Annotated in this window: 21 protein-coding genes; 12 read left to right on the top strand and 9 right to left on the bottom strand. The window is 60.9% G+C overall.

Annotated elements, in window-relative coordinates; all coding sequences use genetic code 11:
* Window positions 1–46: 46 nt before the first annotated feature.
* The 3 genes from rsmB to ACTG2S_RS02595 all read left to right on the top strand — a co-directional run bounded on the left by rsmB (window position 47) and on the right by ACTG2S_RS02595 (window position 4,334).
* Window positions 47–1,339, top strand: a complete 1,293-nt coding sequence (gene rsmB, locus ACTG2S_RS02605; RefSeq protein ID WP_005356215.1) for a 16S rRNA (cytosine(967)-C(5))-methyltransferase RsmB — start codon at window positions 47–49, stop codon at window positions 1,337–1,339.
* Window positions 1,340–1,418: 79 nt separating this feature from the next.
* Window positions 1,419–2,795, top strand: a complete 1,377-nt coding sequence (gene trkA, locus ACTG2S_RS02600; RefSeq protein WP_005339689.1) for a Trk system potassium transporter TrkA — start codon at window positions 1,419–1,421, stop codon at window positions 2,793–2,795.
* Between the two features lie 96 nt (window positions 2,796–2,891).
* Window positions 2,892–4,334 (top strand): TrkH family potassium uptake protein, encoded by a 1,443-nt coding sequence (locus ACTG2S_RS02595; protein ID WP_069527008.1) that lies wholly within the window; start codon window positions 2,892–2,894, stop codon window positions 4,332–4,334.
* A 242-nt stretch (window positions 4,335–4,576) separates the two neighbouring features.
* Here ACTG2S_RS02595 and typA read toward each other — a convergent pair whose 3' ends face one another.
* On the bottom strand, window positions 4,577–6,388 hold the full coding sequence (typA, locus tag ACTG2S_RS02590) for a translational GTPase TypA (protein ID WP_005339679.1): 1,812 nt from the start codon (window positions 6,386–6,388) through the stop codon (window positions 4,577–4,579).
* A 351-nt stretch (window positions 6,389–6,739) separates the two neighbouring features.
* Here typA and glnA point away from each other — a divergent pair, with 351 nt between their 5' ends.
* The 5 genes from glnA (at window position 6,740) to add (ending at window position 12,556) form a co-directional block, all read left to right on the top strand.
* Window positions 6,740–8,149, top strand: coding sequence for a glutamate--ammonia ligase (glnA, locus tag ACTG2S_RS02585; RefSeq protein ID WP_005339672.1), 1,410 nt, complete (start codon window positions 6,740–6,742; stop codon window positions 8,147–8,149).
* A gap of 115 nt (window positions 8,150–8,264) precedes the next feature.
* On the top strand, window positions 8,265–8,843 hold the full coding sequence (locus ACTG2S_RS02580; RefSeq protein ID WP_005339670.1) for a DUF4124 domain-containing protein: 579 nt from the start codon (window positions 8,265–8,267) through the stop codon (window positions 8,841–8,843).
* A gap of 86 nt (window positions 8,844–8,929) precedes the next feature.
* Window positions 8,930–9,985: a nitrogen regulation protein NR(II) gene (glnL, locus tag ACTG2S_RS02575; protein ID WP_005356202.1), complete on the top strand. Its 1,056-nt coding sequence runs from the start codon at window positions 8,930–8,932 to the stop codon at window positions 9,983–9,985.
* 9 nt (window positions 9,986–9,994) lie between these two features.
* Window positions 9,995–11,413 carry a nitrogen regulation protein NR(I) gene (gene glnG / locus ACTG2S_RS02570; RefSeq protein WP_151285730.1) on the top strand — a complete coding sequence of 473 codons (1,419 nt, stop codon included), beginning with the start codon at window positions 9,995–9,997 and terminating at the stop codon, window positions 11,411–11,413.
* A gap of 141 nt (window positions 11,414–11,554) precedes the next feature.
* Window positions 11,555–12,556, top strand: coding sequence for an adenosine deaminase (gene add, locus ACTG2S_RS02565; protein WP_274160746.1), 1,002 nt, complete (start codon window positions 11,555–11,557; stop codon window positions 12,554–12,556).
* Between the two features lie 151 nt (window positions 12,557–12,707).
* Here add and rmuC read toward each other — a convergent pair whose 3' ends face one another.
* Together rmuC and ACTG2S_RS02555 are read right to left on the bottom strand one after the other, a co-directional pair.
* A complete protein-coding gene (gene rmuC / locus ACTG2S_RS02560; protein ID WP_439981938.1) occupies window positions 12,708–14,048 on the bottom strand; it encodes a DNA recombination protein RmuC in 1,341 nt (446 codons plus the stop codon).
* Complete coding sequence (locus ACTG2S_RS02555; protein WP_005339659.1) at window positions 14,045–14,260, bottom strand: hypothetical protein; 216 nt, start codon at window positions 14,258–14,260, stop codon at window positions 14,045–14,047. Before ACTG2S_RS02555 ends, rmuC begins: the two co-directional genes overlap by 4 nt.
* A 140-nt stretch (window positions 14,261–14,400) precedes the next feature.
* Between ACTG2S_RS02555 and ACTG2S_RS02550 the strand changes: the two genes are divergently transcribed.
* Window positions 14,401–14,922: a ferredoxin-type protein NapF gene (locus tag ACTG2S_RS02550; protein ID WP_005339657.1), complete on the top strand. Its 522-nt coding sequence runs from the start codon at window positions 14,401–14,403 to the stop codon at window positions 14,920–14,922.
* A gap of 72 nt (window positions 14,923–14,994) precedes the next feature.
* Here ACTG2S_RS02550 and ACTG2S_RS02545 read toward each other — a convergent pair whose 3' ends face one another.
* From ACTG2S_RS02545 to ACTG2S_RS02520, 6 genes are all read right to left on the bottom strand, one after another.
* Entirely contained in the window at window positions 14,995–15,447 is a 453-nt protein-coding gene (locus tag ACTG2S_RS02545) for an Rrf2 family transcriptional regulator (protein WP_005339654.1), read from the bottom strand.
* A gap of 345 nt (window positions 15,448–15,792) precedes the next feature.
* Window positions 15,793–16,632, bottom strand: a complete 840-nt coding sequence (locus ACTG2S_RS02540; protein WP_201947318.1) for a PfkB family carbohydrate kinase — start codon at window positions 16,630–16,632, stop codon at window positions 15,793–15,795.
* A gap of 106 nt (window positions 16,633–16,738) precedes the next feature.
* Window positions 16,739–17,710 (bottom strand): LysR substrate-binding domain-containing protein, encoded by a 972-nt coding sequence (locus ACTG2S_RS02535; RefSeq protein WP_005339651.1) that lies wholly within the window; start codon window positions 17,708–17,710, stop codon window positions 16,739–16,741.
* 183 nt (window positions 17,711–17,893) lie between these two features.
* Window positions 17,894–18,622 (bottom strand): glutamine amidotransferase-related protein, encoded by a 729-nt coding sequence (locus tag ACTG2S_RS02530; RefSeq protein ID WP_005357481.1) that lies wholly within the window; start codon window positions 18,620–18,622, stop codon window positions 17,894–17,896.
* Window positions 18,623–18,705: 83 nt separating this feature from the next.
* A complete protein-coding gene (locus ACTG2S_RS02525) occupies window positions 18,706–20,202 on the bottom strand; it encodes a CoA-acylating methylmalonate-semialdehyde dehydrogenase (protein WP_439981937.1) in 1,497 nt (498 codons plus the stop codon).
* Window positions 20,203–20,283: 81 nt separating this feature from the next.
* A complete protein-coding gene (locus tag ACTG2S_RS02520; protein ID WP_335848860.1) occupies window positions 20,284–21,615 on the bottom strand; it encodes an aspartate aminotransferase family protein in 1,332 nt (443 codons plus the stop codon).
* Between the two features lie 186 nt (window positions 21,616–21,801).
* Here ACTG2S_RS02520 and ACTG2S_RS02515 point away from each other — a divergent pair, with 186 nt between their 5' ends.
* The 3 genes from ACTG2S_RS02515 (at window position 21,802) to ACTG2S_RS02505 (ending at window position 24,262) form a co-directional block, all read left to right on the top strand.
* A complete protein-coding gene (locus tag ACTG2S_RS02515; RefSeq protein ID WP_005339643.1) occupies window positions 21,802–22,344 on the top strand; it encodes a cupin domain-containing protein in 543 nt (180 codons plus the stop codon).
* A gap of 124 nt (window positions 22,345–22,468) precedes the next feature.
* Window positions 22,469–23,965 carry an aldehyde dehydrogenase gene (locus ACTG2S_RS02510; RefSeq protein WP_274160743.1) on the top strand — a complete coding sequence of 499 codons (1,497 nt, stop codon included), beginning with the start codon at window positions 22,469–22,471 and terminating at the stop codon, window positions 23,963–23,965.
* 126 nt (window positions 23,966–24,091) lie between these two features.
* Window positions 24,092–24,262: a hypothetical protein gene (locus ACTG2S_RS02505; RefSeq protein WP_005341999.1), complete on the top strand. Its 171-nt coding sequence runs from the start codon at window positions 24,092–24,094 to the stop codon at window positions 24,260–24,262.
* Window positions 24,263–24,298: the final 36 nt, after the last annotated feature.

Genomic DNA, 24,298 nt, shown 5'->3' with positions numbered 1-24,298 from the left:
ACACAAGCGGGGCCCAGGCCCCGACTTGCGCATCTAAGGTAACTCTATGAAAACACGTGCACAGGCCGCTCTCGTTATTCAACAGGTGCTGGATCAGGGTCAATCCCTCTCCGCTGTTCTGCCTGCTGCCCAGGAGAAGGTTGCACCTCGCGATCGCGCTCTCCTGCAAGAACTCTGCTACGGCACCCTGCGCTGGCTGCCCCGCCTCGATGCGGCAGTCAACGAGATGATGGACAAGCCGCTCAAAAACAAGAGCCGCATTTTCCACTACCTCATCCTGGTCGGTCTCTATCAGCTCATCTACACCCGCATTCCGGCTCACGCCGCGGTGGCCGAGACCGTCAACGCCGTCAAACTGCTCAAGGGCACCTCCCTGCGTGGCCTCATCAACGGCGTGCTGCGCAACTTCCAGCGCAGCGCCGAAGTCATTCTGCTGCGCATCGACCGCGTTCCCAGCATTCGCCTCGGTCATCCGGAGTGGCTCACCAAGCGCCTGCGTCAGGCCTATCACGATGAGTGGGAATTCATCATGGAGGCGAACAACCAGCGTCCCCCCATGTGGATCCGCAACAACAGCCAGCGCCAGAGCCGCGATGCCATGCTGGCTCGCATGGCCGAAGCCGGCATCAATGCGGTGGCCGGTGAAGAGGGCGAGGATTGCATCCTGCTGGAGCGTCCCTGCGATGTGACCAAGCTGCCCGGCTTCGAGGTCGGTGACTGCTCGGTACAGGATGGTGCAGCACAACAGGCCGCGGCACTGCTCGACCCGCAACCGGGTGAGTGGGTGCTGGATGCCTGCGCCGCCCCCGGCGGCAAGACCGCCCACCTGCTGGAGCGTCAGCCCAAGCTGGCCGGGGTGGTCGCCGTTGATGCCGACGAGAACCGCCTCAAGCGGGTGCAGGAGAACCTGGATCGCATCGGCCTGACCGCCAAAGTGATCCACGGCGATGCCGCGGCACCGGAACAGTGGTGGCCGGAGGGCCAGTTCGACCGCATCCTGCTGGACGCCCCCTGCTCCGCCACCGGTGTTATCCGTCGCCACCCCGACATCAAGTGGTTGCGCCGTGATCAGGACATCCGCGAGCTGGCCGAGCTGCAGCGCCGTATTCTGAACGCCCTCTGGGGCAAGCTGAAGAGCGGCGGCACCCTGCTCTACGCCACCTGCTCCGTCCTGCCGGAAGAGAACCGCGAACAGATCCGCGCCTTCCTTGCCGCGACCAAAGATGCCAAATTGGTACCGTTGCACGAACAGGACACCCCGGACTGCCCGGGTCGTCAGTTCCTGCCGGGTGAAGCCGAGATGGATGGCTTCTACTACGCCAAGCTGGTCAAGCTGTGACGCTGACATGCTTCTTCCGGGGCAATCGCCATGCAGGCGAAATGCCCCTTTACTGCCTCAACGTGAGTAGACGTTCCCTATGAAAATCATCATTTTGGGAGCCGGCCAGGTCGGCGGCACTCTGGCCGAGAACCTGGCCGGAGAGAACAACGACATCACCATCGTCGACACCGACAGCGAACGCCTGCGCGAACTGCAGGACAAGTTTGACCTGCGGGTGGTCAACGGCCATGGCGCTCACCCCAAGGTGCTGCGCGAAGCGGGGGCTCAGGATGCCGACATGCTGGTCGCCGTCACCAACAGTGACGAGACCAACATGATCGCCTGTCAGGTGGCCTACTCCCTGTTCAACACCCCGAACAAGGTGGCGCGGATCCGCTCGCCAGCCTATCTGACCGAGCGGGATCGCCTGTTCCTGCCAGAATCGGTGCCGGTGGATCACCTGATCGCGCCGGAGCAGCTGGTGACCGACTATGTGCGTCGCCTAATCGAATACCCGGGTGCCCTGCAAGTGGTTGATTTTGCAGGTGGCCGCGTCGGTTTGGTAGCGGTCAAGGCCTACTACGGTGGCCCGCTGGTAGGCAACGCCCTCTCCACCCTGCGCGAGCACATGCCCAACATCGAGACCCGGGTAGCGGCCATCTTCCGTCAGGGCCGCCCGATCCGTCCGCAAGGCACCACCATCATCGAAGCGGATGACGAGGTCTTCTTCGTCGCCGCCGCGGGCCATATCCGGGCCGTGATGTCGGAGCTGCAGCGCCTAGAGAGCCCCTACCGCCGCATCATGATCGTCGGTGGCGGCAACATCGGCGCAGGCCTCGCCCGTCAGCTGGAGAAGCGCTACAGCGTCAAGCTTATCGAGCGCAACCAGAAGCGGGCGGAGCAGCTCTCCGAACTGCTGGAGAACACCATCGTCTTCTGCGGCGATGCGGCGGATCAGGAGCTACTGGCCGAGGAGCACATCGACCAGATCGACGTCTTCATCGCCGTGACCAACGAGGATGAGGCCAACATCATGTCGGCGCTGCTCGCCAAGAAGATGGGCGCCAAGAAGACCATGGTGCTGATCCAGCGCGGCGCCTACGTGGATCTGGTGCAGGGTGGCTCCATCGATATCGCCATCTCGCCGCAGCAGGCCACCATCTCGGCCCTGCTGACCCACGTGCGCCGGGCCGATATCGCCAACGTCTACAGCTTGCGCCGCGGTGCTGCCGAGGCGATCGAGGCGATCGCCCACGGCGATGAGAACACCTCCAAGGTGGTCGGCAAGACGGTGGGCGAGCTCAAGCTGCCGCCGGGCACCACCATCGGTGCCGTAGTACGCGGGGATGAGGTGCTGATAGCCCACGATCGCACCAAGATCCAGCAGGATGACCATGTGGTCATGTTCCTAGTGGACAAGAAGTACATCCCGGAAGTGGAGCGGCTGTTCCAGCCAAGCCCCTTCTTCCTGTAACGTCTTCATGTGCACAGGCTGTCAAACCAGACCCGGCTCAGCTCCCCCAAGGGGATGGTCCGGGTCTTTTGTTAATCAACGACCAGGTTATCGAACATGATCAAGCTGCGTCCCATTATCTTCACCCTCGGGCTGGTGCTCTCCAAGCTGGCGCTCTTCATGTGGCTGCCCACCTTGCTGGCACTGCTCACCGGGTCAGAGGGATTTGTCGAGTTTCTCAAGTCCGTGCTGATCACCCACGGCGCCGCCCTGCTCTGCCTCCATTACGGGCGCAAGGCGGAGTTCCACCTGGGGGTGCGGGAGATGTTCCTGCTCACCACCTCGGTCTGGGTGGTGGCCTGTATCTTCGGGGCGCTGCCCTTTGTCTTCATCACCCACATCAACTTCACCGACGCCTACTTCGAGACCATGTCCGGGGTGACCACCACGGGGTCCACCGTGCTCTCCGGCCTCGACAACATGGCCCACAGCATCCTGTTGTGGCGATCCATACTGCAGTGGCTGGGCGGGGTCGGCTTTATCGTGATGGCGGTTGCCGTGCTGCCCTACCTCAACGTCGGCGGCATGAAGCTGTTCCAGACCGAGAGCTCGGACTGGTCAGATAAAAGCGCCCCGCGTGCCAAGACGGTCGCCAACAACATTGTCGTGGTCTATCTGGTGCTCTCCATGCTCTGCTTCATGGCCTACTGGGCCAGCGGCATGAACATGTTCGAGGCGATCAACCACGCCATGACCACCCTCAGTACCGGCGGCTACTCCACCTCCGATCAATCCATGTCCCACTTCTCCAACTCGGCCCACTGGATTGGCACCCTGTTCATGTTCCTCGGCGGCCTGCCCTTCCTGCTCTATGTGCAGAGCCTCAACCACAGGGACAACAGCCTGTTCAAGGATGCCCAGGTGCGTGGCTTCTTCTGGCTGGTCGTGTGGGTCACCGTCATCATGACCTTCTATCTGTGGGAGAGAGACCTGTTCGGCTTCTGGGATGCCCTGCGCATCAGCTGCTTCAACATCGTCTCGGTGCTCACCACCACCGGCTACGGTCTTGGTGACTTCGGCACCTGGGGACCGCTCGCCAGCATCGTCTTCATCGTGCTGCTGGCGCTGGGGGCCTGCTCCGGCTCCACTGCGGGTGGTCTCAAGATCTTCCGGGTACAGGTGGCGTTTGCCCTGTTTAGAAAGCAGATGCGCCAGCTGATGCACCCCTCTGCCGTCTTCCCCCAGAAGTACAACGGCCGGACGGTCAATGACGCCATCATCCGCTCGATGATCTCCTTCGTGCTGGCCTACTTCGCCATCATTCTGGTGATAGCCGCGCTGCTGGGTGCCATCGGGCTTGACCCCCTGACGGCCATCTCCAGCTCCATCACCGCCGTTGCCAACGTCGGCCCGGGCATGGGCCCGGTGGTCGGCCCCAGTACCAACTTTGCCAGCCTGCCGGAATCGGCCAAGTGGCTGCTGTCATTCGGCATGCTGCTGGGGAGACTGGAGATCCTGACGGTCGCCGTACTCTTCTTCCCCTCGTTCTGGCGCCAGTAATCCCTCGCTACAAGCCAGCAAAAAGCCGCAGCGTTCACCCGCTGCGGCTTTTTTATCTCACCCATCCCCACGACTTTCCCTCAACGCTCATCAGCCCCATTACCGGATAGCCTGGACGACCTCATCAAGATGGCCAGAGTGAATCACAGGTATAAAAACAACGGGCCCAAACCAGAGGTTTGGGCCCGTTTATCAGTGAACCGTCAGCGGCCGCGAGGGCTGCCGAGACTCAGCACATGACATTAACCACGGCCAGAGCGCTTGCGATCCAGCTCGGTCAGCAATTTCTTGCGGATACGGATGTTCTTCGGAGTCACTTCGACCAGTTCGTCGTTATCGATGAACTCGAGAGCCTGTTCCAGAGTCATGCGGATCGGCGGAGTCAGCACCTGAGCTTCGTCGGTACCGGAGGCACGCATGTTGGTCAGCTGTTTGCCTTTCAGGCAGTTAACAGTCAGGTCGTTGGAACGGGAGTGAATACCGATCACCTGGCCTTCGTACACCTCGGTCGCGTGACCGATGAACAGACGACCACGGTCTTGCAGACCGAACAGGGCGTAGGTCAGAGCCTTACCGGTTGCGTTGGAGATCAGCACGCCGTTCTGACGCTCGCCGATGCTGCCACCCTTGTGCGGACCGTAGTGGTCGAAGGTGTGGTAGAGCAGACCAGTACCGGAAGTCATGGTCATGAACTCGGTCTGGAAGCCGATCAGGCCACGGCTCGGGATCATGAAGTCCAGACGGACACGACCCTTGCCATCCGGAGTCATGTTGGTCATTTCGCCCTTACGCAGACCCAGTTGCTCCATCACGGAACCCTGGTGCGCTTCTTCAACGTCCACAGTTACGGTTTCGAACGGTTCTTGCAGAACGCCATCAACGGTACGCAGGATTACTTCCGGACGGGACACAGCCAGTTCGTAACCTTCGCGACGCATGTTTTCGATCAGGATGGAGAGGTGCAGCTCACCACGACCGGATACACGGAACTTGTCCGGATCATCAGTCTCTTCCACGCGCAGGGCCACGTTGTGGACCAGCTCCTGGTTCAGACGCTCCAGAATGTTACGGGAGGTCACGAACTTGCCCTCTTTACCGGCGAACGGTGAGGTGTTGACCTGGAAGGTCATGTTCACGGTCGGCTCGTCAACGGAGAGCGGCGGCAGGGCTTCAACGGCACCGTTATCACAGATGGTGTCGGAGATTTTCAGCTCGCCCAGACCGGTGATAGCGATGATGTCACCCGCTTGCGCGTCGGTAACTTCAGTACGGGACAGACCCAGGTAACCCAGCACCTGACCGACTTTACCGTTACGGGTCTTGCCGTCAGCACCAACGATGGTGACTTGCTGGTTGGTCTTGACGCGACCACGGGTGATACGGCCGATACCGATAACACCCACGTAGGAGTTGTAGTCCAGCTGGGAGATCTGCATCTGGAAACCACCTTCGGCATCAGCCTTCGGCGCTTCAACGTTGTCTACGATAGCCTGGAACAGCGGCTCCATGTTCTCGGACTCGACGTCCTGATCCATGGTGGCCCAACCGTTCAGTGCAGAGGCGTAAACAACTTTGAAATCCAGCTGTTCGTCAGTCGCGCCCAGGTTGTCGAACAGGTCGAATACCTGATCCATTACCCAGTCAGGACGAGCACCCGGACGGTCAACCTTGTTGATGACCACGATCGGCTTCAGACCCTGAGCGAACGCTTTCTGGGTCACGAAACGGGTTTGCGGCATCGGGCCGTCTACGGCGTCAACCAGCAGCAGCACGGAGTCAACCATGGACAGTACGCGCTCTACTTCACCACCGAAGTCGGCGTGACCCGGGGTATCAACGATGTTGATGCGGTAGTCATTCCAGCGGATCGCAGTGTTCTTGGCGAGAATGGTGATGCCACGTTCCCGTTCCAGATCATTGGAGTCCATGATCCGTTCCTGGCCTTCCGTGGAGCGGTCCAGGGTGCCGGACTGCTGCAGCAGCTTATCAACCAGAGTCGTTTTGCCGTGGTCAACGTGCGCAATAATCGCAATATTGCGTAAATTCTCTAACATTCTCGCCTCAATCACCGGGTAAAATTGGGCGCTAATTGTACTCTTGCCTTTGTGATCTGCCTAGCAGAATTGCAGTACATTCGCGCATAACAACAGATCTGGATCATAGACCTCTCTGACAAACCCTGCTTAGATGGGCGGTGACCGTATTTCGCGCACCATTACAGTGCACCAAAACGATCCACCACCGCACTAAATTGATGCAACGCGAGTCGAGATCGCCTGATTTTGGGGAGCCTCTTCAGCGAGATTGCCCTGAAATCAAGCTGTCACAAACTTGGCACGATACTGGCTTATGTGAATACGACGACGCATTCACCCAGAGAGTTTTAACACCGGAGGTTACTTAGCATGTCAGCCCAGAACGTTTTGGCCCTGATCCAGGAACACGAAGTCAAGTTTGTTGATCTGCGCTTTACCGACACCAAGGGTAAAGAGCAGCATGTATCCATCCCTGCTCACCAGGTTGATGAAGATTTCTTCGAAGACGGCAAGATGTTCGATGGTTCCTCCATCGGCGGCTGGAAGGGCATCAACGAATCCGACATGGTACTGATGCCGGACGCAGCCTCCGCCAAGCTGGACCCGTTCACCGAAGAGACCACCCTGAACATCGTTTGTGACGTGCTGGAGCCTGCCACCATGCAGGGCTACGACCGCGATCCGCGCTCCATCGCCAAGCGTGCAGAAGATTTCCTGAAGTCCAGCGGCATCGCTGACACCGTGCTGTTCGGGCCGGAGCCGGAATTCTTCATGTTCGACAACATCACCTTCTCCAACACCATGGGCCACAGCTTCGTGAAAATCGAATCTGAAGAAGCCGCATGGAACTCCGGCACTGCCTATGAGCATGGCAACAAGGGTCACCGTCCGTTCGTGAAAGGCGGTTACTTCCCGGTTGCACCGGTCGACTCTTCCCAGGATATCCGCGCCGCCATGTGTCTGGTGCTGGAAGAGATGGGCCAGGTCGTTGAAGCTCACCACCACGAAGTGGCCACTGCCGGTCAGAACGAGATCGCTACCCGCTTCAACACTCTTACGCTGAAAGCTGATGAAGTACAGGTACTGAAGTACGTGATCCACAACGTGGCCCACGCCTACAACAAGACCGTTACCTTCATGCCGAAACCCATGTTCGGTGACAACGGCTCCGGCATGCACTGCCACCAGTCTCTGGCCAAGAACGGCGTCAACCTGTTCGCTGGTGACCTGTACGGCGGTCTGTCCGAGATGGCGCTGCACTACATCGGCGGTATCATCAAGCACGCCAAAGCCATCAACGCCTTCGCCAACCCGACCACCAACTCCTACAAGCGTCTGGTTCCGGGTTATGAAGCACCGGTCATGCTGGCCTACTCTGCCCGCAACCGCTCTGCCTCCATCCGTATCCCGGTGGTACCGAGCCCGAAAGCCCGTCGTATCGAAGTGCGCTTCCCGGATCCGGCTGCCAACCCGTACCTGGCCTTCGCAGCCCAGCTGATGGCCGGTCTGGACGGTATCATCAACAAGATCCATCCGGGCGATGCCATGGACAAGAACTTGTACGACCTGCCGCCGGAAGAGGCTGCAGAAGTGCCGACCGTTGCCGGTTCTCTGGACGAAGCCCTGGCCGCTCTGGATGCTGACCGCGAGTTCCTGACCCGTGGCGGCGTGTTCAGCGATGACTTCATCAACTCCTATCTGGAACTGAAACAGCAGGATGTTGACCGTGTGCGCATGACCCCGCACCCGCTGGAGTTCGAACTGTACTACTCCGTCTAAGTCTCAGCAGACTGGCCGTTTAAATCAGGTCAGCTTGCTTAATCGTGACAAAACCCGCCATCTGGCGGGTTTTTTCTCTGATAGGATTAAGCAAAATACCGTCAAGGAGAGATGGATGAACAACAAGCATGGCATAGGGGTGCTCAGCCTCCTGTTGCTGACCTCGTTCGGTACGGATGCGGCCAAGGTCTACTCCTGGGTCGATGGCAATGGCATCACCCACTACTCGGATGCGCCACCACCCGGCAAAAACGCCAAAGAGGTCGATCTGCGGGTCGCCCCGCTGCTGGGCAGCAGCGCGCCCAGATCGGTGCAGGTGGATAACTTCAACAGCCTGACCGGCGCCGATGCCAAGAAAGAGAAAGAGGCGGCCAAGCTGACCATCGAACTGCTCTCCCCGGAACAGGGCAGCACCCTGCGCGACAACACAGGCAACATCGTCTTTCAGGGCACCATCAGCCCCAAACCTCCGACCCAGTATGATGTGCGCCTGACCCTGGATGGCAAAGCCGCCCCCATCGTCAGCAACAGCCTCTCTGTCCGCGTCGAAAACGTCGATCGCGGCGCCCACGAGGCTCAACTCGAGCTGCTCGCCAAAGACGGTACGATCCTTGCTAAATCCAGTGCAGTCACCTTTTACCTGCATAGAGCGAGCGTGACGCCGGCTCCCAAACCCACCCCCAAAGCCGACTAGGGGTGATATAGCGCACCGATGCGGGTAAACTCTATGCACCATATCGGTGCATGACAGGTGTGTAGCACCGTTTTAGGGAGAAACCTGTGCCAACCCGCTCGGACAACGCCAAAACACTCTTGGATAATTTGCTGACCGCCGTGATCCTGATGGATGAGCGGCTCTGCATCCAGTTCGTCAACCCGGCGGCTGAACAGCTGCTCTCCCTCAGTGAACGCAGGCTGATCGGCATCGAACTGCCCCATCTGCTGGAACATATCTCCCTCGATTTGCAGCGGCTCAAGCAGTGCCTCGTGTCAGGGCAAGGCTTTACCGATAGCGAAGTGACTCTGGTGGTAGAGGGAGAACCGCGACTGGTGGAACTGAGCGCTACCCCGATGGCCGACCACGAACAGCGTCTGCTGGTGGTGGAGCTGCGCAAGATCGACCAGCAGAAGAAGATCAGCCAGGAGCAGCAGCAACATGCCCAGCAGCTGGCGGCCAAGGAGCTGGTGCGCGGGCTGGCCCACGAAATCAAGAATCCCCTCGGCGGCCTGCGCGGCGCGGCGCAACTGCTGCAAAAAGAGCTGCCGGATCCGGCCCTGCGCGAATATACCGGCATCATCATCGAACAGGCCGATCGGCTGCGGGTACTGGTCGATCGGCTACTCGGCCCCCAGCGCCCCGGCCGTCACCAGATGCACAATGTCCATTCGGTGCTGGAGCAGGTACGCCGACTGGTGGAGCTCGAACTCCCTCCCTCTGTTCGCATCGAACGGGATTACGATCCCAGCATCCCCGAATTCGAGATGGAGCCGGATCAGCTGCAGCAGGCGTTTCTCAACATAGTGCGCAATGCCGCCGAAGCGCTGGGCGATCAAACCGGGCTTATCCGTATCAAGACCCGCACCGCGTTCCAGATCACCATCCACGGCCAGCGTTACCGGCTGGCAGCGGAGATCAAGATCATCGACAACGGCCCCGGCATTCCCGATGCCATTCGCGACACCCTGTTCTACCCGATGATCACCGGCAAGGAGGGGGGAACCGGGCTCGGCCTCTCCATCGCCCAGAACCTGATCGACCAGCACAAGGGGCGAATTGACTGCATCAGCTGGCCGGGTCACACCGAATTCACCATTTTTCTACCGCTTCGCAAGTAAGGGAACCCCATGACCGCCAAAGTGTGGATCGTCGATGACGACAGTTCTATCCGCTGGGTGCTGGAGCGCACTCTCGGCAGCGAAGGCTTCAACTGCGAGAGCTTTGCCGATGGCGAAGCCCTGCTGCACGCCCTTGAGCTGCGCTCGCCCGATGTGATCCTCTCCGATATCCGGATGCCCGGTATCGACGGCCTGAGCCTGTTGGAGCAGATCCACCGCCGTCAGGCCGATCTGCCCATCATCATCATGACCGCCCACTCGGATCTCGACAGCGCGGTCAACGCCTACCAGCGCGGCGCCTTCGAGTACCTGCCCAAACCGTTCGACATCGACGAAGCGGTGACCCTGGTGCGCCGCGCCGAGAATCACCTCAAGGAGCAGCGCACCAAGCGCAAGTCTCGCCAGCAAGAAGCCACCGCCACTCCCGAAATCATCGGTGAGGCACCGGCGATGCAGGAGGTGTTCCGCGCCATCGGTCGCCTGTCACGCTCCAGCATCTCGGTGCTGATCAACGGTCAGAGCGGTACCGGCAAGGAGCTGGTCGCCCATGCGCTGCACAAGCACAGCCCGCGCGCCCACAAGAACTTTATCGCCCTCAACATGGCGGCTATCCCCAAAGATCTCATCGAATCTGAGCTGTTCGGTCACGAGAAGGGGGCTTTCACCGGCGCCAACAACATCCGCCACGGCCGCTTCGAGCAGGCCGACGGCGGTACCCTGTTTCTCGACGAGATCGGCGATATGCCGCTGGATGTGCAGACCCGACTGCTGAGGGTGCTGGCCGATGGCCAGTTCTACCGGGTCGGCGGCCACCAGCCGGTGCAGGTGGATGTGCGGATCATCGCCGCCACCCACCAGAATCTGGAGAAAAGAGTGGCCGATGGCGAGTTTCGCGAGGATCTGTTTCACCGCCTCAACGTCATCCGCATCCACATCCCCGCTCTCAAGGAGCGCCGTGAGGATATTCCCCAGCTGGCCCGTCACTTCCTGTTGCGCGCCGCCAAAGAGCTGAATGTGGAGGCCAAGAGCCTGCACCCCGATACCCAGGCCTATATCAGCCGCCTGCCCTGGCCGGGCAACGTGCGCCAGCTGGAGAACGTCTGCCGCTGGCTCACCGTGATGGCCTCGGGGCAAGAAGTGCTGGTCGGCGACCTGCCTGCCGAGCTGCTCACCCCCATCACCAACAGTGCCGAACCGGGCCAACCGGCGTTGCCCGGTTGCTGGCAGCAACAGTTGCAGGAGTGGGTGGCCAGCAAGTTGGCGCTGGGAGAGACAGACATCCTGGCCGATGCCATGCCCCAGTTCGAGCGGATCATGCTGGAAACCGCGCTGGAACACACTCACGGCCACAAGCAGGAGGCCGCCCGCCTGCTTGGCTGGGGTCGCAACACCCTGACCCGCAAGCTGAAGGAACTCGATCTCTCCTGAGTCCCGGGGAAAAACGATTCCCATCACGCCCTGACAAATCACCGCCTGCCAGAACCCCGTTTAACCATAAACGGGGTATCTTTTTTGAAAGCCCCGCCTAGAATGGCAGGCTTTCAAACCTGACTCGACGAGGGCGCCCCCATGATTGACAGATCTATCCCCCTGACCGACCTGCACCGCCATCTGGACGGCAACATCCGCCCGCAAACCATCCTCGAGCTGGGTCGCCAACACAACATTCAGTTGCCCGCCTTCGAGCTGGAAGCGCTGCGTCCCCACGTACAGATCGTCGAGAACGAGCCGAGTCTGGTTGCCTTCCTGAAGAAACTGGACTGGGGTGTGGCCGTGCTGGCCGACTACGACGCCTGCCGCCGGGTCGCCTACGAGAACGTGGAAGATCTGCTGCGCGCCGGTATCGACTATGCCGAACTGCGTTTCAGTCCGGCCTATATGGCGATGGCCCACAAGCTGCACCCGCAGGGTGTGGTGGAAGCCATCATCGACGGCGTGGCCGCGGGCAGCCGTGACTTCGGCATCAAGACCAACCTGATCGGCATCATGAGCCGCACCTTCGGCACCGAGCAGTGCAATCAGGAGCTGGCCGCCTGTCTGGCCCACCGCGACAAGCTGGTGGCCATCGATCTGGCCGGTGACGAGCTGGGCTTCCCGGGCGAACTCTTTGTCGACCACTTCCGCAAGGTGCGCGATGCTGGCATGCGCGTCACCGTACACGCCGGTGAAGCCGCTGGCCCCGAGAGCATGTGGCAGGCCATTCGCGAGCTGGGCGCCGAGCGTATCGGCCACGGCGTCAAAGCGATTCAGGATCCGGCCCTGATGGCCTATTTGGCCGAGCACCGCATTGGCATCGAATCCTGCCTCACCTCCAACATCCAGACCACTACGGTGGCGAGCCTGACCGAGCACCCGATCCGCCAGTTCCTGGCTGCCGGTGTACTGGCCTGCCTCAACACCGACGACCCGGCAGTAGAGGGCATCGACCTGCCCCACGAATATGAGGTGGCTGCCCCGGCCGCTGGCATGACGACGAGCGAGATCCGCACCGCCCAGCAGAATGGCCTGACCCTGGCCTTCCTGAGCGATAGCGAGAAGGCAGAGCTGAGCGCCCGCGCTGCCAGCCGCTGATCCACACCGGCACTGCAAATAAAAACGGCCCACTTCGGTGGGCCGTTTGCTTTGCGGATTTCTGATAATGGGTAAGCACTTGGCCAGCTGACAGATAGCAAAAGGCCCAAACCGGGTTTGGGCCTTGGCTGATGGCGGTACAGGGGAAAAACTACTCCCGCTCCTTGTCGCGCTCCAGCGCCCGCTCCACCAGCGGCTCGGGCAGACTCTTGGTCACCTCCACCCCCAGCTCGCGGAAACGCTCGACCTGCGCAATCAGGTTGCCACGGCCGTTGACCAGCCGTCCCATCGCCTTGTCGTAGCTCTCCTGCGCCTTGTGCAGGCTGCCGCCCATCTGCTGCATCTCCTCGACAAACAGCCGCAGCTTTTCGTAGAGGCGACCGGCCCGCTCGGCAATCTGGCGGGCATTCTGGTTCTGCCGCTCGTAGCGCCACAAGTTCTCGATGGTGCGCAGCGCCACCATCAGGTTGGTGGGGCTCACCAGCAGGATGTTGTTGTCGAGACCGTAACGCACCAGCGAGGGATCGGCCTCCATCGCGGTAAGGAAGGCGGGCTCTACCGCCACGAACATCAGCACATAGTCGAGGGTGCGCACACTGGGCAACTGCTGGTAATCCTTGCGGCCCAGCTCGCGGATATGGTTGCGCACTGAGGCGACGTGCTCCTTGAGCGCCACCGCCTTCTCCAGCTCGTCCTCGGCGTTGTACCAGCGCTCGTAGGCGGTCAGCGATACCTTGGCGTCGATGATGATGTCCTTCTCCTGCGGCAGGTGGACAATCACATCGGGCTGGTAGCGCTTGCCCTTCTCCACCTCGATATTGACCTGGGTGTGGTACTCGTGGCCCTCGCGCAGGCCGCATTCGCTGAGGATCCGTGCCAGCACCACTTCCCCCCAGTTACCCTGCTGCTTGCTGTCACCCTTGAGGGCGCGGGTCAGCGCCGCCGCCTCCTCGGTCATGCGGGCATTGAGCTCGGCAAGGCGCTCCAGCTCGAACTTGAGGCTGTGGCGCTGGGCCGTCTCCTGGGCGTGGGTCTCCCCCACCTGACGGCGAAAGCCCTCGAGCTGCTCCTTGAGCGGAGTAAGCAGCAGATCGAGGCTATTCTGGTTCAGTTCGCGGAAGTTGCCGGAGTTTTGCTCGAAGATCCGGTTGGCAAGGTTCTCGAACTGCTGGCTGAGGCGCTGCTCCGCCTCCTGTTGCAGTTGCAGCTTCTCGGCGGCGGCCAGCCGTTCGCTGCGCAGGGTCGCTTCCGCATCCTTGAGGCGGGCGGTGAGCTTGATCAGCAGGGTCTGTTGCTGATCAAGCTTCTGCTGGCCCTGCATCCGCTCATCCTGCAACTCGTCGAAGCGATCCTGCAGCGCCTGATAACGCTCCTGCACCAGCATCAGCTCCTGAGCCTGCGCCGTGGCGGCCCGCCGCCCGATCAGCCAGCCCAATCCGAGGGCCAGCACGGCGGCAGGCAGCAAGATCCCCCAGAGCCCGGGGTCAATCATTTGCGGCTCCGCTGACGCAGGAAGAGTTCGAGATAGCGGTTAACCAGGATCCAGAGCACCACGTAGATAAGGTAGGCGGCCAGCACCACCCACTTGTGGGTGTTGACGCCGGTATCGAGCTCGGCGAACTCGATATCCTTGATGCGGCAGTAGGCCCACATCAGCAGGGGAAAGACATAGAGCAGGGACGCACGCCAGAGAAATAGCCACATATGATTTCATTCAACCACGTAAAAAGACCCGCCTAGCTTACACAAGGGCAACTGCGCTTGCGATCCTGACGGCCGCTATTCTCTGGCCTGCTTCCCGAAACTTCGATAAAATTAACCCCTAATAGGTATCAGAGGCGAGCATGACTCACTATTTCCTCCGTTGGCTGACACAAGGTTGGCAAGCTTCCCGCAAGCCCGCCGTGGTTTGCCATGAAGCGCGCCCGCCATGGGCCATCGAGGAGTCCCAGTACCTCTCCCTCTGCACCCGCTGTGGCGAATGTTTCAAGGCCTGCCCGCGCGGTCTGCTCAAACCGGCCACCCAGGAGGAGTACGAGGGGAGCCCCATCGCCGGTACGCCGGTACTCGATCTCGCCTGTGGCCAGTGCAGCTACTGCGGCAGCTGCGCCAGAGCCTGCCCCACCGGCGCCCTCGACCTGCAGCTGGGTCGTCAGGTGCAGACCCGGGTGCAGATTGAGGAGAGCTGTCAGGCTCGGCAGGGCTTCTACTGCCTGCTCTGTGAAGATGCCTGCCCGCAACAGGCGATCAAGGCCACGGCCGACGGCATCAACGTCAATATGGATGCCTGCAATGGCTGCGGTGCCTGTGGCCTCGCCTGCCTGCACGGCGCCATCACCCTGATCCGCCAGCCAGGCAGTCGCTAAAAACCCCCCGCGTACAAAAGCAAAAGGGGCCATCAGGCCCCTTTCACATCTTGTTCGATATTCCACACCCCGTCAGGCCATGGTCACAATAGTCTCTTGCTCGATACCCAGCAGGTGGCAGAGACGATTGGGATCGCGCACCGCATCAGCCAGAGTGTACTCACCCAGCACTTCGAGGAAGGCGTTCATGGCGCGGCGCAGAATGCCCTGAATGCGGCAACCGCCGGAGAGACGGCAGTTTTCTCGCTTGCAGTCGACCGGACAGAGCACATGCTCCATGTCCATCACCACATCCCGCAGGTTAATGGAGACCGCCGATCGACCGAGGCGGATACCGCCATGTTTGCCGCGTACCGTCTCGATGTACCCCTTGATGCCAAGCTGGTGCACAATTTTGACCACGTGGTTGCGAGAGATGCCAAAGGTATCGGCCACTTCGGTAATGGTCGACAGACGATCCCCCGGCTGAACCGCCAGGAAGGTCAGGGTACGCAGGGCGTAGTCGGTAAATCGTGTCAGTTGCATGGTCGCACTTGCCTCTTACTACAAGCCAGGAATCAGGACGACAACATTGAGCTAAGAGGCAGGAGACAACCGGTTTGCCTCTGTTTGCCCATTGGTTTGCCAGAGGGGGGCCTGTCTCTTAATCTGAGTTGCGGAGTGACAGGTTAAGAGCAGCACAACCGGGTGTCGATGAAGATGCACATAAATCGACACTTTCTTTGATTGATCGCAAACTTGCCGGGTTAGCCCGGCGTTTGCCCGCTTTATGGCGCGTAAATCTACCGAATAGTCCCCCTCGCCAAGCCCCTTCGACCAGCGGCCATATGGCCCGCAAACCGCCCCTCAATCGACCGTCAAAGAGGTGGTTCAGTGGGGTTGTTTCAGCCAGTTTTTCAGGGCAACCGAGGGGATGGAGCTCTCGGAGGCGACGGCAAACGCCCCCCAGTCCACCGCACACTGCAACGCATCCTTGATGGCCATGCCCCGTGCCAATCCGTGTATCAATCCGCCGGCGAAAGCATCCCCCGCCCCCGTGGTATCGACCACCGAGACGGGCCGAGCGGCAACCCGGATCTGCTCATCGCCGTGGATGGCCACTGCGCCCGCCTTTCCTTCGGTCAGCACCAGCCATTCGAGCTGCTCCCCCGCCAGCTGGCGGGCATGTTGCCAAGGGTCGCTCACCTCGCCGAGATCGGAGCGGGAGGCCACCAGCACGTGACAGGGACGGCGCGCTTGGCCGCCCTTGGGATACTGGGCCACCACGAAGCTCTTGCCGAGCATCTGGCGCATGTAGCTGATGATGGCGGTGCCGGGATAGTTCACATAGAGGCAGTCGATCCCCTCCAGCGGCAGATCGCCGGGCAGATCGGGACGCCGCGGCCGGCGCAGTATGGTGCGCTCGCCAGTGGAGTCGACCAGGATCAGCAGCTCGCCGGTCTCGCCGCCAAAGCGCTCCACATGGCTGCAATCCAGCCCGTAACCGGCCGCCTGCTCCAGCAGCCAGTTGCCGGTCTCGTCCAGCCCGATACGGGAAGCGATGGTCACCTCGTGGCCCGCCCATACCAGCCCGATGCCGGTGTTGGCCGCGCCGCCTCCCAGCCTGCGTCCCTGATCCACGTATTGCAGCCGGGCCCCCGCTACCAGCGGTTCGGAGAGGGAGAGCACATGATCACAGTTGAGATTGGCAAGCAGCAGAATGCGGGACATAGAGACCTCGGACGATGGAGATAGCCCAAAAGAGACAGGCTGAACCCCGAGTAGAGCCCAGCCTGACAGAAGAGACAACCGGCAGCGATCGGGAATCCGATCGGGATCAATAGATGGGCAGCTCCACCCCGGCCAGCAGCTCGTCGATGCGCGCCTGACTCGGCTGCTGCATCACACTCTGGATCACCTCCTTGGTGAGGTGGGGCGAGAAGGAGCTGATGAAGTCATACATGTAGTTCTGCAGAAGGATGCTCTTGCTGAAACAGATCTGCGCCGGACAGGGTTTGAACAGGTGCTCCAGATTGATGGAGACCAGCCCAGGGCTGTCGGTGTCGTTGGCCACCAGCGAGGAGATGATGCCGATGCCAAAGCCCAGCTCCACGTAGCGCTTGATCACCCCGGCGTCCATCACCGTCATGTAGTAACTCGGGGTCAGCCCCGCAGCCTGAAACACCTCGTCCTGCACCTGTCGGCCAGTGGCGCCACTCTCGTAGCTGAGGATCGGGTAGTGGCAGAGCTGCTCCAGGGTCGGCTTCTTCACCTTGGCCAGCGGGTGATCCTGCGGCACCACCAGCGAGAGGGTCCAAAGGTAGGCGGGCAGCGCGATCAGCTCCTTGTCGAAGCCAATCTCGTGGGCAACGATGGAGAAATCGGAGTAACCCTTGCTGATCTGCTCCTTGCTCGCCGACATCACCGGATGGAGGTGGAACGAGATCTTGGGATACTTCTTGGTGAAGTAGGTGACCGACTTGGGCAGCAGGTAGCGGGCGATGGTGTGGGTGGTGTGAATATTGAGGGTGCCCACGGTCGGATCCAGATACTCGCGGGAGATCGCCTTAATCTTGCTCTCGATGTTGAGCATCGCCTCGGCACACTTGATGATCTCTTCCCCCACCGGGGTGATGCGGTGCAGGTGCTTGCCACGGCGCTCGAAGATCCGCACCCCCAGCTCGCTCTCCAGCAGGCCAATCTGTTTGCTGACCCCCGGCTGACTGGTGAAGAGCGCATCGGAAGCCACGGACACATTGAGGTTGTGGTCCCGGATCGCGATCAAATACTTCAATTGCTGTAGTTTCAAGGCGTCACACTCTCACACTGGTTTGGCTCAGACAGGTTTGGCTCAGGCCGGGACGGCAATCAAGCCAGACAAACAGGCCGCCACATGGGCGGCCAGTGTACCATCCGATCCCGACATCTCAGCGCTTGATCCTTCATTTTGCTACAAAATCTAGCATCCGAAGGGGTGGCTGACAAACCGGGTTCAGGCCGCGCCAGCCCGCAGCGGCAGGATCCCAAGAAACTGCAGCAGCCACTGCATCATGGTCGCCGAATCCACCTCCCCCTCCAGCGAGGAGAGGCTGCTCTGGTAGCGCTCGTCGGGCAACAGGCCGCGGCGCCGCTCGATCAGCGCCCGGTTGTACTCCACCGAGAACTCCGGATGCCCCTGAATGGCGACGATGTGATCACCCTGCAAAAACATGAAGTTGGGACAAAAATCGTTGCCCGCCAGTCGGGTCGCCCCCGGCGGCAGCAGGGCCACCTGATCCTGATGACTGGCCAGAATGCGGATCTGATCCCGCGCTGGCGCCATCCAGGGCTCATCTGCCAGCATGGGATGCACCGACACACCCAGCCCCCATCCCTTGGTGGACTTCACCACCTCGCCACCGAGCGCCTGGGCGATCACCTGATGACCGAAGCAGACACCGGCCAGCTTGACGTCGGCATCGTGCGCCTGACGGATCCACGCCCGCAGTGCCTGAATCCAGGGGATATCGCTGTAAGCATCGTGGCGCGAGCCGGTGATGAGCCAGGCATCGCACTCGTGCAGATCCTCCGGCAGCTCCCCATCGAGAGCCGACCAGACCCGAAATTCCAGCTCGGGGGCCAGGGCCGCAAAGCCCCTGATAAACATCTCGGAGTAAACGGGGCCAAAACGATCCGCCAGATCGGGATCGAGCCGGTCACAATCGAGAATTCCCAATCGCATCTGTTGTTCCTTTACAGAGTTCGCCCCCGCCAATCATTGACCGGCGAGGGCAAGAAGTTAGGCCATGAGCACGCGCCAGCGCGTCACTTCATGGTCGGCATGGAGAACTCGGCACCACTGCGCAGGCTCTGGGGCCAGCGCGCCGTCACCGTCTTCATCCGGGTATAAAAGCGAACCCCGTCCGGCCCGTGCATGTTGAGCGGCCCGAAGATGGAGCGCTTCCAGCCGCCAAAGCTGTGAAACGCCATCGGCACCGGAATGGGAACGTTCACCCCTACCATACCGACCTGCACCCGTGCCGTGAAGTCCCGCGCGGTGTCGCCGTCACAGGTAAAGATGGCGGTGCCGTTGCCGTACTCGTGCTCGTTGATGAGGCGCAGCGCCGTCTCGTAATCCGGCACCCGCACGATGGAGAGCACAGGGCCAAAGATCTCCTCGCGGTAGATGCGCATCTCGGGGGTCACCTCGTCAAACAGGCAGCCCCCGATAAAGTAACCCTCGTCGTGGCTCAGCGTGCGACCATCGACCCGCAGCGCGGCCCCTTCGGCCACCCCCTGATCCACGTAGCCACGCACCTTGGCCAGATGCTCCTTGCTGATGAGCGGCCCCATCTCGTTCTCCGGGCTCTGGCCCAACCCCGGGCCCACTCGCAGTTTTTCCACCAGCGGTGTCAGCTTGGCCACCAGCGCATCGGCGGTGTCGTCACCCACCACCACGGCCACCGAAATGGCCATGCAGCGCTCGCCCGCTGCCCCATAAGCGGCCCCCATCAAGGCAGAGACCGCCTGATCGAGATCCGCATCCGGCATCACCACCATGTGGTTCTTGGCGCCGCCCAGCGCCTGTACCCGTTTGCCGTGGGCCGAGGCGGTGGCATAGATGTACTGGGCAATGGGGGTGGAGCCGACAAACGACACGGCACCCACTCGCGGGTCGGTCAGCAGCACATCCACCACCTCCTTGTCACCGTTCACCACGTTGAGCACGCCATCCGGCAGACCGGCCTCCTTGAGCAGCTCGGCCATCCGCAACGAGAGGGAGGGATCCTTCTCGGAGGGCTTGAGAATGAAGGTGTTGCCGCAGGCGATGGCGACCGGGAACATCCAGAGCGGCACCATGGCCGGGAAGTTGAACGGGGTGATACCGGCGCAAACCCCCACCGGCTGCATCATGGAGTAGCTGTCTACCCCGCGACCGACGTTGAGGGAATGCTCCCCCTTGAGCAGATGGGGAATGCCGCAGGCAAACTCCACCACCTCCAGCCCGCGGGTCAACTCACCCTGCGCATCGGAGAAGACCTTGCCATGTTCGCGGCTGATGAGCTGGGCCAGCTCGTCTCTGTGCTGCTCCATCAACTCCTTGAAGCGGAAAAAGACCCGGGCCCGCACCAGCGGCGGGGTTTGCGACCAGTCGGCAAAGGCGCGCTCGGCGATGGCGATCGCCTCCTGACACTCGGCGGCGCTGGAAAGCCCCACACTCCCCTGTTGCTTGCCACAAGCGGGATTGAAGATGGCCCCCTGGCGCTCGCTGCGACTCTCCTGCGGCTGGCCGTTGATGAAGTTGCTGACCCTGTATGTCATGTATCCTCCGTGATAACTGATGTGGTAAATGCGCTGAGCAAACCAACGCAAGGCCCCGCCAGTGCGGGGCCATCAAATGGATTAGGGTTGTGCCTGCAACACATCCTGCAGCAGGGTGAAGAGATCGTCGATCTGGCTGCGCTCGATGATGAGGGGTGGCGACAGGGCGATGATGTCGCCGGTCACCCGGATCAATGCCCCCTTCTCGAAGCAGCGCACGAACACCTCGTAGGCGCGCTTGCCCGGCGCATCCGGCATGGACTCCAGCTCGATACCCGCCACCAGCCCGTAGTTGCGCACATCCTTCACATGCTTGCAGCCCTTCAGCGAATGGGCCGCCTCCTCCCAGTAGCCCGCCAGATCGGCGGCGCGGCTGAGCAGGTTCTCGTTGCGATAGATCTCGAGGGTCGCGAGACCCGCAGCAGCAGCCACCGGATGGCCGGAGTAGGTGTAGCCGTGGAACAGCTCGATAGCCCCCTTGCTTGCCGCCATCATGTCGTCATAAATGTGCTTCTGCACCAGCACCGCGCCCATGGGGATAGCGCCGTTGGTCAGCCCCTTGGCGCAAGTGATCATGTCGGGGATGACGTCGAACTCCTGTGCTGCGAAGGGGGAGCCGAGGCGACCGAAACCGGTGATCACCTCGTCAAAAATCAGCAAGATGCCGTGCTTGGTACAGATCTCGCGCAGCCGCTTGAGGTAGCCCTTGGGCGGCATCAGCACGCCGGTACTGCCGGCGATGGGCTCGACGATCACTGCCGCGATATTGCTGGCATCGTGCAGGAAGACGATCTTCTCCAGCTCGTCGGCCAGCGCCACATCCTCCTCGGGCAGCCCTTTGGTGAAGGCGTTCTTGGCGATGTTGAGGGTATGAGGCAGATGATCCACCCCGGTCAGCAGGGAGCCGAACCATTTGCGGTTGCCGGGAATCCCCCCCACAGAGATGCCGCCAAAGCCGACCCCGTGATAGCCACGCTCGCGGCCAATCAGCCGGGTGCGGGTGCCCTGACCGCGAGCCCGCTGCCAGGCCAGCGCAATCTTGAGCGCGGTATCGACCGACTCGGAACCTGAGTTGGTATAGAAGACGTGGCCAAACCCCTTGGGGGCGATCTCCACCAGCCGGTTGGCCAGCTCAAACGGCAGGGGGTGGCCCATCTGGAAAGTGGGGGCAAAATCGAGGTGGGAAATCTGCTGGGAGACCGCCTCGGCAATCTCGCGCCGACCATGGCCCGCGTTGCAACACCAGAGTCCGGCTGTGCCATCCAGTATCTTGCGGCCATCCTCTGAGTGATAATACATCCCCTCTGCCGACTTCAGGATGCGCGGCGCCGCCTTGAACTGCTGGTTGGCGGTGAACGGCATCCAGAAGGCGGACATGTCGGAGGGCGTATTGATGTCGCTGATCGGTTTCATGGTCACCTCATCCTTAAGGTGTTTAGCAACTGTCGGCCAATGCCTATTAAATTAAACACCTGAATCCATAAAAAAGGGCCCGTTATCGCCCTGTCTGGTGCCACCCCTAGCTAGACGCATCAGCAGGGTGGTATAAGATATTTAACACAATTTTAATAATAGTAAACAGCCAAGGAGTGTCTATAGATGGATATCGGTCACCGCCTCAAGGCGGTTCGCACCAAGGCAGCCCTCTCCCAGCGCGAGCTGGCCAAGCGCTCCGGTGTGACCAACGGATTTATCTCCCAGATCGAGAAAAATCAGGTGAGCCCCTCTGTCGCCTCCCTGCGCAAGGTGCTGGAAGGGATCCCCATGTCGCTGGCCAGCTTCTTCACCGAAGAGACTGAAATGGGCACCGAAGTGATCTTCCGCGCCGCCGATATGCCGGATCTCGGCACGCATCCCATCAGCTACCGGCTGGTCGGGCACAGCCGAGCCAACCGCGCCATCGGCATGTTGCAGGAGGTGCTGCCACCTGGCGCCGACACCGGCGACGACATGCTGAGCCACGAGGGTGAAGAGTGCGGCATCGTCATCAAGGGCGAAGTTGAAGTGACCGTGGGCGAGCAGATCTACCTGCTGGGCGCCGGGGATGGCTACTACTTCGACAGCCGCACCCCCCACCGTTTTCGCAATAGTGGCGAACAGGAGTGCGTGCTGATTTCGGCCAACACCCCCGCCAGTTTCTGACATTCAGACACGCATCGGCAGGGGAGCAATGTTTAATGAATTGTTACAAGATGGATTTACAAGCGGCAAGATGTTTAGCATATTGACACGCGGAATCTGACTTTTGCCGGTTCAAGGAGTGAACATGAGTGACCTGACCCTGGCCCAGTGGCAACACAAGGCCTCCCATCTGACCCTGCCCTCGCAAGCCTTTATCAACGGCAGCTATCGGGATGCTGTCAATGGCGCCACCTTCGATTGCATCAACCCGGCCAACGGCAAGCTGCTGACCAAGGTAGCAGCCTGCGATGCCGCCGATGCCGAACTGGCGGTACAGGCTGCCCGTGACGCCTTCAACGACAAGCGCTGGAGCGGCCTGCCGCCGAAACAGCGCAAACAGATCATGCAGCGCTTCGCCGAACTGATGCGTCTCAACAAGGTGGAGCTGGCGCTGCTGGAGTCGCTGGATATGGGCAAACCCATCGGCGATGCCATGGGCTATGACGCCCCCGCCGCCGCCAACTGCATCGCCTGGAACGCCGAAGCGATCGACAAGATCTACGATCAGGTCGCCCCGGTGGAGGAGTCAGCACTGGCGCTGGTGACCCGCGAAGCGCTCGGGGTGGTTGCCGCCATCGTTCCATGGAACTTCCCGCTGGTGATGGCCTGCTGGAAGCTGGGCCCGGCGCTCGCTACCGGCAACTCGGTCATTCTCAAGCCTTCCGAGAAATCCCCCCTGACCGCCCTGCGTATCGCAGGTCTGGCCAAGGAGGCGGGTATTCCGGACGGCGTGTTCAACGTGCTGCCGGGCTTTGGCCACACCGTGGGCGAGGCGCTGGCCATGCACATGGATGTGGATTGCATCACCTTCACCGGCTCCACCAAGATCGGCAAACATCTGGTGGAGTGCTCCGGCAAGTCCAACCTCAAGCGCGCCTTTATGGAGTGTGGCGGCAAGAGCCCCAACATCATACTGGCCGACGCACCGGATCTGGACGCCGCTGCCAAGAGCGCCGCTGGCGCCATCTTCTACAACCAGGGCGAGGTGTGCACCGCCGCCTCTCGCCTGCTGGTGCAAAACAGCATCAAACCGCAATTTATGGAGCGACTGCTGGCCCATGCCCGCGAGTGGATCTCGAGCAACCCGCTCGACCCTGCGACCCGCATTGGCGCCATGGTGGATCACATCCAGATGGAGCAGGTGCTGCGCTATATCGAGATTGGCAAGCAGGAGGGGGCCAAGCTGCTGCTGGGGGGCAACCGCACCAATATGGAGAGTGGCGGCTTCTATATCGAACCCACCATCTTCGACGCCGTGACCCCTCAGATGCGCATCTTCCGCGAGGAGATCTTCGGCCCTGTGCTGGCAGTGACCGGTTTCGATACGCTGGAGGAGGCTATCACGCTCGGCAACGATACCGACTACGGACTGGCGGCGGCGATCTGGACGGCGGATCTCAACAAGGCGGTGAAAGGCTCCCGCGCCCTGCGCGCTGGCACCGTGTTCGTCAACAACTGGGACGGTGGTGACATGACCATGCCATTTGGCGGCTTCAAACAGTCCGGTAACGGTCGCGACAAGTCACTTCATGCGCTGGAGAAGTACACCGAGCTGAAAAGCACCTGGATTCAGCTGGAATAACACGACAAAGCAGCACTATCGGATCAAAAAGGGGGAGAAATCCCCCTTTTGCATTTTTGGCCTTCCATCACCGGGCTCAATCCTTATAATGATAAAAAAGCCAACATGTTAAATATAAAGACAAAAATGCTATTTTTTCTGGGAAGCGTACTTTTTCTGGTGATCGGTTTGCCCCTGCTGTTCTTCGTGCTGGGGCACGGCGAGGCCTACGTGACCTGGGGCCCCTGGATCTCCGCCATCGCCCTGATGTTGTGGTTGTTGATGGACGTCGACAAGATCCGCCGTGGTAAAGGCTGACCTGCCAGCCACACTCCTCTTATCCCTCAAACTTCG

Source organism: Aeromonas sp. 82P (assembly GCF_051919365.1).
Taxonomy (GTDB): Bacteria; Pseudomonadota; Gammaproteobacteria; order Enterobacterales; family Aeromonadaceae; genus Aeromonas; species Aeromonas veronii.
This window is presented reverse-complemented; position numbering and strand designations above follow the sequence as displayed.

Coding starts and splice junctions, on each gene's coding strand:
- trkA (WP_005339689.1), top strand. CDS start 1,419: ATGAAAATCATCATTTTGGGAGCCGGCCAGGTCGGCGGCACTCTGGCC.
- rmuC (WP_439981938.1), bottom strand. CDS start 14,048: ATGATTGACCCCGGGCTCTGGGGGATCTTGCTGCCTGCCGCCGTGCTG.
- ACTG2S_RS02510 (WP_274160743.1), top strand. CDS start 22,469: ATGAGTGACCTGACCCTGGCCCAGTGGCAACACAAGGCCTCCCATCTG.
- ACTG2S_RS02505 (WP_005341999.1), top strand. CDS start 24,092: ATGCTATTTTTTCTGGGAAGCGTACTTTTTCTGGTGATCGGTTTGCCC.
- typA (WP_005339679.1), bottom strand. CDS start 6,388: ATGTTAGAGAATTTACGCAATATTGCGATTATTGCGCACGTTGACCAC.
- ACTG2S_RS02595 (WP_069527008.1), top strand. CDS start 2,892: ATGATCAAGCTGCGTCCCATTATCTTCACCCTCGGGCTGGTGCTCTCC.
- add (WP_274160746.1), top strand. CDS start 11,555: ATGATTGACAGATCTATCCCCCTGACCGACCTGCACCGCCATCTGGAC.
- ACTG2S_RS02525 (WP_439981937.1), bottom strand. CDS start 20,202: ATGACATACAGGGTCAGCAACTTCATCAACGGCCAGCCGCAGGAGAGT.
- ACTG2S_RS02580 (WP_005339670.1), top strand. CDS start 8,265: ATGAACAACAAGCATGGCATAGGGGTGCTCAGCCTCCTGTTGCTGACC.
- ACTG2S_RS02515 (WP_005339643.1), top strand. CDS start 21,802: ATGGATATCGGTCACCGCCTCAAGGCGGTTCGCACCAAGGCAGCCCTC.
- ACTG2S_RS02520 (WP_335848860.1), bottom strand. CDS start 21,615: ATGAAACCGATCAGCGACATCAATACGCCCTCCGACATGTCCGCCTTC.
- ACTG2S_RS02550 (WP_005339657.1), top strand. CDS start 14,401: ATGACTCACTATTTCCTCCGTTGGCTGACACAAGGTTGGCAAGCTTCC.
- ACTG2S_RS02530 (WP_005357481.1), bottom strand. CDS start 18,622: ATGCGATTGGGAATTCTCGATTGTGACCGGCTCGATCCCGATCTGGCG.
- ACTG2S_RS02540 (WP_201947318.1), bottom strand. CDS start 16,632: ATGTCCCGCATTCTGCTGCTTGCCAATCTCAACTGTGATCATGTGCTC.
- ACTG2S_RS02545 (WP_005339654.1), bottom strand. CDS start 15,447: ATGCAACTGACACGATTTACCGACTACGCCCTGCGTACCCTGACCTTC.
- glnG (WP_151285730.1), top strand. CDS start 9,995: ATGACCGCCAAAGTGTGGATCGTCGATGACGACAGTTCTATCCGCTGG.
- rsmB (WP_005356215.1), top strand. CDS start 47: ATGAAAACACGTGCACAGGCCGCTCTCGTTATTCAACAGGTGCTGGAT.
- glnA (WP_005339672.1), top strand. CDS start 6,740: ATGTCAGCCCAGAACGTTTTGGCCCTGATCCAGGAACACGAAGTCAAG.
- ACTG2S_RS02555 (WP_005339659.1), bottom strand. CDS start 14,260: ATGTGGCTATTTCTCTGGCGTGCGTCCCTGCTCTATGTCTTTCCCCTG.